The sequence below is a fragment of the Hydrogenivirga sp. 128-5-R1-1 genome (assembly GCF_000171895.1).
Genome location: NZ_ABHJ01000027.1, coordinates 1 through 6,432, shown reverse-complemented (window position 1 = coordinate 6,432; position 6,432 = coordinate 1). Strand labels below are relative to the sequence as shown.

The following is a 6,432-nucleotide window of genomic DNA, read 5'->3' as shown; positions in this document are numbered from 1 at the left end:
AGGTGTAGTTGATTTATTTGAAATGAAAGCTTATCTATGGAGAGGAGATGAATTAGGCGCTAAGTATGATATAACCGATGATATACCGGAAGATGTTAGACCTGTAGCTGAAGAATGGCGTGAAAAAATGATAGAAGCCATAGTTGAAACAGATGAAGAATTAATGGAGAAATATTTAGAAGGTGAGGAAATATCTGTTGATGAGCTTAAAAAGGCATTAAGGAAGGCTACTATAAACAGAGAATTAGTTCCTATGCTCTGTGGTTCTGCATTTAAAAATAAAGGTGTTCAACCTTTACTTGATGCTGTAATTGACTTTTTACCTTCTCCTGTTGATGTTCCACCAGTAAAAGGTGTTAACCCACAAACAGGGGAAGAAGAGGAAAGACATGCATCTGATGATGAACCGTTCTGTGCACTCGCATTTAAAGTGATGGCAGACCCTTACGCAGGACAGTTAACATACTTTAGGGTTTATTCTGGAGTTGTAAAAGCTGGAGATACTGTTCTAATTGCAAATAAAAATAAAAAAGTTAGAGTTGGAAGAATTCTGAGAATGCACGCTAACCAGAGGGAAGAGATTACTGAAGTTTATGCTGGTGATATAGCTGCTGCTGTTGGTATTGATACTACAACTGGTGATACGTTATCAGACCCTAACAAACCAATTATTTTAGAATCAATGGAATTTCCAGAACCAGTTATTGCTATGGCTATTGAGCCAAAAACTAAATCTGACCAAGAAAAACTTTCTCAAGTTTTAAATAAATTTATGAAAGAAGACCCGACATTTAAAGTTTCTGTTGACCCAGAAACAAATCAGACTCTTATCCATGGAATGGGTGAGCTTCACCTTGAAATTATGGTTGATAGAATGAAAAGAGATATAACATTGAAGTAAATGTTGGTAAACCTCAAGTTGCTTATAAAGAAACTATCAAAGCTAAAGCAACAGGTGAAGGTAAATTCATTAGACAGTCTGGTGGTAGAGGTCAGTACGGTCATGCAATTATTGAAATTGAACCTCTTAAAGATAAAGAATACGAATTTGTAGATAAAATTGTTGGTGGTGTAATTCCAAAAGAATACATTCTGCTGTTGATGCTGGTATACAGGAAGCTATGCAAAACGGTATTATTGCAGGATATCCTGTTATTGGTGTTAAGGCAACTTTATTTGACGGTTCATTCCACGAAGTTGATTCTTCTGAAATAGCATTTAAAATTGCAGGTTCTATGGCATTTAGAGAAGCTGCTAAAAAAGCAAACCCAGTACTTTTAGAGCCTATAATGCTTGTGGAAGTTGATACTCCTGAAGAATACATGGGAGATGTTATGGGTGACCTTTCTAAAAGAAGAGGTAAAATTTTAGGTTCTGAAAAGAGAGGTCCTACTTTAACAATAAAAGCAGAAGTTCCACTTGCTGAAATGTTTGGATATGCAACAGATTTAAGGTCTTTAACACAGGGTAGAGCTACATTCTCAATGGTATTCCAGAAATATGAAGAAGTTCCTAAAAATATAGCTGATGAAATAGCAGGCCAAAGGGCAAAAGCTGAAAGTTAATTTAAAATAAAAAGGAGGTAATACTGCAAAATGGCAAAAGAAAAATTTGTAAGAGAGAAAGAGCACGTAAACGTAGGGACAATAGGGCACGTAGACCATGGAAAAACAACATTAACAGCAGCAATCACATACGTATTGTCAAAGAAAGGATTAGCACAGTTTATAGGATACGGAGATATAGACAAAGCACCAGAAGAAAGAGACAGAGGAATCACAATCAACATCACACACGTAGAATACGAAACAGAAAAAAGACACTACGCACACGTAGACTGTCCAGGACACGCAGACTACATCAAAAACATGATAACAGGTGCTGCACAGATGGACGGAGCAATTCTTGTAGTGTCAGCAGCAGACGGACCAATGCCACAAACAAGAGAGCACGTACTACTTGCAAGACAGGTTAACGTACCATACATAGTAGTATTTTTAAACAAATGTGATATGGTAGACGACGAAGAGCTTTTAGAGCTTGTAGAACTTGAAGTAAGAGAATTATTAAATAAATACGAATTTCCAGGGGATGACGTACCAGTAATAAAAGGGTCAGCACTTGGAGCACTACAAGACGAAGAGAAATGGGTAAAATCAGTAGAAGAATTACTTGATGCAATGGACAATTACATACCATCACCAGAGAGAGCGACAGACAAACCATTCCTAATGGCAATAGAAGACGTATTTACAATATCAGGAAGAGGGACAGTAGTAACAGGAAGAGTAGAAAGAGGAACACTCAAAGTAGGAGACGAAGTAGAAATAGTAGGAATGACAGATGAGATTAAGAAGACAGTAGTAACAGGAATAGAGATGTTCAGAAAAGTATTAGACGAAGCAGTAGCAGGGGACAACATAGGGGTACTCTTAAGAGGAATAGGAAAAGACGAAGTAGAAAGAGGGCAGGTACTTGCGCAGCCAGGCACAATAACACCACACAAGAAATTCAAAGCACAGGTATACGTACTATCAAAAGAAGAAGGAGGAAGACACACACCATTCTTCTTAGGATACAGACCACAGTTTTACATCAGAACAGCAGACGTGACAGGAACAGTGGTAGAACTACCAGAAGGGCAAGAGATGGTAATGCCAGGGGACAATGTAGAATTAACAGTAGAATTAATGGTACCAGTAGCTATAGAAGAACAAATGAGATTTGCTATCAGAGAAGGTGGTAGAACTGTTGGTGCTGGTGTTGTTACACAAATTATTGAGTAATAAGGGGTAGTAATAATGGAACATGAAAAAATTAGAATAAAATTAAAAGCTTTTGACCACGATGTTTTAGACCAATCTGTAAAGCAAATTATTGATACAGTTAAAAGAAGTGGCGGGGTTATTAAAGGCCCTGTTCCACTTCCTACTTCAAGAAAAATGTGGTGTGTACTTCGTTCACCTCATAAATTTGAGCAGTCCAGAGAGCATTTTGAAATGAGAATTCATAAAAGACTTATAGATATTGAAAATGCGACACCACAGACAATTGAAGCATTAATGGACATAAGCCTTCCTGCTGGGGTTGATGTAGAAATAAAACTAAGCTAAAGGAGTGAGAGCAATGCCTACAGGCATAATTGGAAAAAAGATAGGAATGACAAGAATATTTAAAAATGGAAAAGCGATACCTGTTACTGTTATACAAGTTGAGCCAAATTACATTGTTGGCATAAGAACAAAAGAAAAAGATGGTTATAGTGCAGTAATTCTTGGAACAGGTGAAAAGAAAGAAAAGAGAACACCAAAACCTTTATTAAAAATATTTGAGAAAGCAGGTTTAAAACCTTTAAGAGTCTTAAAAGAGTTTCCTTTAAAAGAAGGGGAACAGCCTGAAGTTGGTAAAGAAGTTAAAGTAGAAGAAGTCTTTCAGCCTGGAGACCTTGTTGATGTTGCAGGGAAGTCTAAAGGTAGAGGATTTACTTCTGCAATGAAAAGATGGGATTTCGGAGGTTTTAGAAAGTCTCACGGTTCAAGATACCATAGAGCAGTTGGTTCTGTTGGAGCAGCAACTGAACCTTCCAGAGTATTTAAAGGAAAAAGAATGGCTGGACATTACGGAAATGAAAGAGTTTCAGTACTTGGGCTTGAAGTTGTTGACATTATACCTGAAAAAAGTGTGATTTTAGTTAAAGGTTCTGTTCCAGGAGCAACTAAATCTTACGTTGAGTTAAAGGCAAGTGTAATTGCAAATAGAAGAAAAGGAAAAAGAAAATTAGAAAAAGCGAAAAAATTATACGCTTCTCAAGAATCTTAAAAGGTAAGAGGTGAAAATAAAAATGGAAGCAAATGTAGTTAATAATAAAAATGAAACAGTAGGTACTAATCAACCTGAAAGAAGAAGTATTTAATACAGAAGTAAAAGAACATACTGTATGGGAAGTTATAAAATGGCAGCTTGCTGCAAAAAGAGCTGGAACTGCTTCTACAAAGACAAGAGGGGAAGTTAAAGGTTCAAGAAGGAAAATACTTCCTCAAAAAGGAACAGGAAATGCCAGACATGGAGATAGAAAAGCTAATCTAATGGTTGGTGGTGGAGTTGCACATGGACCTCAGCCAAGAGACTATTATTATGCACTTCCTAAAAAAGTTAGAAAAAAAGCTTTAAAAGGTGTTTTATCAATTAAATTAAAAGATGGTGAAATAATAATAGTTGAAGATTTTTCATTTGATGCACCAAAAACAAAAAATGCAGTAGAAGTACTTAAAAATTTAGGCTTAGAAAATGAAAAAGTTTTAATTGTTTATAATGAAAAAGATGATAATTTCATAAAATCATTTAGAAACTTACCAAAGGTAAAACTTATACCTGTAGAAGGATTGAATACTTACGACATATTAAATGCTGATAAGGTTTTAATACTAAAATCTGCAGCTGAAAAAATTAACGAGAGGTTAGGATAATGAAAACTCCATACGATATACTTATCCGTCCTGTAATAACTGAAAAAACTGTAAAGCTAAATGAAAAGCAGAATCAGCTTGTATTTGAAGTAGCAAAAGATGCTAATAAAATTGAAATTAAAAAAGCGGTAGAAAAAATTCTTGGTGTAAAAGTTATAGATGTTAGAACTACAATGGTAAAACCTAAACAAAAAAGAGTTGGTTTTGGAAAGCCAGGATACACTAAATCCTGGAAAAAAGCTTATATTACTATTGAGTCAGAAAAACCAATAAATATAGCTGAATTAGTGTAGAGGTGAAATAAAAATGGGTGTTAGAAAATTAAAACCAGTAACAAACGGAACAAGACACGCAATTTTATATGATTTTTCAGAAATTACTAAATCTGAACCAGAAAAATCCTTACTTGCTCCTTTAAAGAAAAAAGCAGGTAGAAACAATCAGGGAAGAATTACTGTAAGACACAGAGGCGGCGGTCATAAAAGAAGATACAGAATTATTGATTTCAAAAGGGATAAATGGGGCGTTCCTGCAAAGGTAGCTGCGATTGAGTATGACCCAAATAGAAGTGCAAGAATAGCTCTTCTTCATTACTTAGATGGTGAAAAAAGATACATAATATGGCCTGAAGGTTTGAAAGTTGGAGACATGGTTCAAGCTGGTCCGGATGCCGAAATAAAAGTAGGAAATGCACTTCCACTTGAAAACATACCTGTGGGTACATTTATTCACAACATAGAGCTTACACCTGGAAAAGGTGGACAGCTTGTCAGAGCTGCAGGAATGTCTGCTCAGATACTTGGTAGACAGGGAGATTACGTTCAGGTAAGACTTCCTTCAAACGAAATTAGATTAATCCATAAAAAATGTATGGCTACTATTGGAACTGTTGGTCTTGCAGAACACGAGCTTGTAAAACTTGGAAAAGCTGGAAGAAAAAGATGGCTTGGAATCAGACCTACAGTTAGAGGTACTGCAATGAACCCAGTTGACCACCCACACGGTGGTGGTGAAGGTAGAACTTTTGGTAAACATCCAGTTTCTCCTTGGGGACAGCCTACAAAAGGATATAAAACCAGAAGAGGAGCTAAATACTCTGATAAATTCATAATAAAACGCAGAGGTAAAAAATAATGGGATATAAAGGAAAGTGGAACGAAAGAAATAAAAATCCTTATGTAAATGAGAAAATATTAAAGAAAATAAGAAAAATGAATGAAACTGGAGAAAGGAAAGTAATAAAAGTATGGGATAGAGCCTGTACTATTACTGAAGAAATGGTTGGCCACACAATAGCTGTTTATAATGGAATGAAATTTATACCTGTGTATATTCAGCCCGAAATGGTTGGCCATAAGCTTGGAGAGTTTTCTTTAACAAGAACATTTAGAGGACATCCAGATAAATCAGCAAAAGCTGTTAAGAAAAAATAAGAGGTGAAGTTAGATGGCTACTACAACAAATGAAGCTAAAGCTATTTTAAGATATGCAAGAACATCTCCTACAAAAGCAAGACAGGTTATTAATCTTATTAGAGGCAAAGATGTTGCTACTGCCCTTGCTGTACTACAGGGCTTAAATAAAAGAGCTGCAAGGATTGTTGAAAATGTTTTAAAAAGTGCTATTGCAAACGCAGAGAATAAAGGTATGGATATTGACAACCTTTACATCAAAGAAATTAAAGCAGATGATGGTCCAAGATTAAAAAGATATATGCCCAGAGCTTACGGAAGGGGCAACAATGATAAAAAGAAGATTTTCTCACATTACAATTAAATTAGCTGAAAGGCAGTAAAGGAGGATATTAAAGTGGGACAAAAAGTACACCCTATAGGACTTAGACTTGGAATATCTTCAGACTGGCAGTCAAAATGGTATGCAGATAAAAAAAATTACGCAAAAACTTTGCACGAAGATATAAAAATCAGAAACTTTATTAAAGAAAAATATAGAGCTGCAGGAATAT

General features: G+C 35.6%; 7 protein-coding genes and 3 pseudogenes. All 10 read left to right on the top strand.

The annotated features are described in order from the left end of the window. A pseudogene (fusA, locus tag HG1285_RS18200) lies at positions 1-1,565 on the top strand (elongation factor G); the annotation flags it as partial. Positions 1,566-1,595: 30 nt separating this feature from the next. Next, positions 1,596-2,786, top strand: a complete 1,191-nt coding sequence (gene tuf, locus HG1285_RS06325) for an elongation factor Tu (RefSeq protein ID WP_008288164.1) — start codon at positions 1,596-1,598, stop codon at positions 2,784-2,786. Between the two features lie 15 nt (positions 2,787-2,801). Further along, entirely contained in the window at positions 2,802-3,113 is a 312-nt protein-coding gene (gene rpsJ / locus HG1285_RS06330; protein WP_008288163.1) for a 30S ribosomal protein S10, read from the top strand. Positions 3,114-3,126: 13 nt separating this feature from the next. Beyond that, the gene (gene rplC, locus HG1285_RS06335; RefSeq protein ID WP_008288162.1) at positions 3,127-3,819 is read left to right on the top strand and encodes a 50S ribosomal protein L3; all 693 of its coding nucleotides are present in this window, start codon (positions 3,127-3,129) and stop codon (positions 3,817-3,819) included. Positions 3,820-3,887: 68 nt separating this feature from the next. Next, positions 3,888-4,466, top strand: coding sequence for a 50S ribosomal protein L4 (rplD, locus tag HG1285_RS17580; protein ID WP_032496790.1), 579 nt, complete (start codon positions 3,888-3,890; stop codon positions 4,464-4,466). Continuing rightward, a complete protein-coding gene (gene rplW, locus HG1285_RS06340; protein WP_008288159.1) occupies positions 4,466-4,759 on the top strand; it encodes a 50S ribosomal protein L23 in 294 nt (97 codons plus the stop codon). The genes rplD and rplW overlap by 1 nt, the downstream gene beginning before the upstream one ends. 13 nt (positions 4,760-4,772) lie before the next feature. Beyond that, positions 4,773-5,600: a 50S ribosomal protein L2 gene (gene rplB, locus HG1285_RS06345; protein WP_008288158.1), complete on the top strand. Its 828-nt coding sequence runs from the start codon at positions 4,773-4,775 to the stop codon at positions 5,598-5,600. Continuing rightward, positions 5,600-5,899: a 30S ribosomal protein S19 gene (rpsS, locus tag HG1285_RS06350; protein WP_008288157.1), complete on the top strand. Its 300-nt coding sequence runs from the start codon at positions 5,600-5,602 to the stop codon at positions 5,897-5,899. The genes rplB and rpsS overlap by 1 nt, the downstream gene beginning before the upstream one ends. Positions 5,900-5,912: 13 nt before the next feature. Continuing rightward, a pseudogene (gene rplV, locus HG1285_RS06355) lies at positions 5,913-6,261 on the top strand (50S ribosomal protein L22). Between the two features lie 14 nt (positions 6,262-6,275). Beyond that, a pseudogene (gene rpsC / locus HG1285_RS06360) lies at positions 6,276-6,432 on the top strand (30S ribosomal protein S3); the annotation flags it as partial.